1 protein-coding gene and 1 pseudogene are annotated in these 1522 nt (G+C 73.6%); both read left to right on the top strand.

Going from position 1 to position 1522, the window contains the following annotated elements; translation table 11 throughout:
• Window positions 1-416, top strand: a pseudogene (locus ENC19_RS29080) (hypothetical protein); the annotation flags it as partial.
• 78 nt (window positions 417-494) lie between these two features.
• Window positions 495-1522: multidrug effflux MFS transporter (locus ENC19_RS29075; protein ID WP_164450237.1), on the top strand; the 1028-nt coding region annotated here is incomplete at its 3' end.

Genomic DNA, 1522 nt, shown 5'->3' with positions numbered 1-1522 from the left:
AACCGGTGGCCACCGTCCGGCATCTGCACCTGTCGAGGCGACCGCTGGTGCTGGTGCCGTTGGCGATGGCGGGGGAGGCCAACGCTCCGCTCGCCGCGATGGTCGGCTCGGCTCCCGGCGAGGGACGGCTGCTGATCGTGCCGCAGCCGCGCAACCGGGACCAACGGTTCGCGTTCGCCGCCGAGCTGGCCGCGATCGTGCTCCCCTATATCGACGGGCACCGCACGGCGAACGAGGCGGTCGCCGTGGACCGGGGCCGGGACGTCCGGTACCGCTACCTCGACGCACCGCAGCTGCTGGTACCTAACCCGGCAGGGGTGACGTTCCTGCGGCTGCTCGGTCGGTCCACCCGGTTCCGTCGCGCCGACGGCGAGTATCCGGTACCGCCGCAGGTGCCGCTGCTGGGCCGCTGGCTGATGTAGGCAGAGCTATCGTAGCCGGACGCCCCCGGCAGCCGGCCACGCCGTGGTGGCACCGACCGCCGAGGGGAACCGATGCCGCAGACCGACGTGCCCGTACGCCCGGCGGAGCGGATCACCCCACCCACCGGCCGCGCCGCGCTCGGGCTGCTGGTGCTGCTCGGCTCCCTCACCGCGATCGGCCCGCTGTCGCTGGACACCTACCTGCCGGCGTTTCCCGGGATGACCCGCGACCTGGCCGCCAGCCAGGCGCAGATCCAGCTCTCCCTGACCACCTGCCTGATCGGCATGGCGCTGGGCCAACTCGTCACCGGCCCGCTCAGCGACCGCTGGGGCCGGCGCCGCCCGGTGCTGGTCGGGGTCGCCGCGTACGCCCTGTTGTCGCTGGTCTGTGCCCTCGCGCCGTCGGCGGAGACGCTCGCGGTGGCCCGCTTCGCGCAGGGCTTCGCCGGCGGCATGGGCACGGTCGTCGCCCGGGCGGTGGTGCGTGACCTGTACTCCGGCCGGGCCGCCGCCAAGTACTTCTCCCGACTCGTCCTGATCTTCGGCATCGCGCCGATGGTCGCTCCCGCCCTCGGCAGCCTGGTGCTCAACGTCGGCGACTGGCGCACCATCTTCGTCGCGCTCGCCCTGGTGGGTGCCCTGCTCGCCACCACCGTCGCGCTGCGGCTGCCGGAGACCCTGCCCGCCACCCGACGCAACGCCGGCGGCCTGGCCGCGACCGCCGCCGCCGGGCGCACGCTGCTCACCGACCGCATCTACCTCGGGTACGCGCTGACCCAGGGCCTCGCCTTCGCCGGCCTCTTCGCCTACCTGTCCGGTTCGTCGTTCGTCCTCCAGGACGTCTTCGGCCTCTCCGCCGGCACGTTCAGCATCCTGTTCGGCGCCAACGCGCTCTCCTTCGTCGCCGTCGGCCAGCTCAACGCCCGCCTCCTCGACCGTCACGATCCCCGGCCCCTGCTGGTCACCGGCCTCGGCCTCGGCCTGCTCGCCGCCCTCGCCGTGCTCGCCGGTGCGCTGCTGAACAACCTGCCCGTGGTCGTCGCCGCGCTCTTCGTCTTCCTCGGCTCGCTCGGCCTGGTGATGCCCAACGGGACCGCCCT

Origin of the sequence: Verrucosispora sioxanthis, assembly GCF_010560025.1 — a bacterium.
In the GTDB taxonomy this organism is placed as follows: Bacteria; Actinomycetota; Actinomycetes; order Mycobacteriales; family Micromonosporaceae; genus Micromonospora; species Micromonospora palythoicola.
This window is presented reverse-complemented; position numbering and strand designations above follow the sequence as displayed.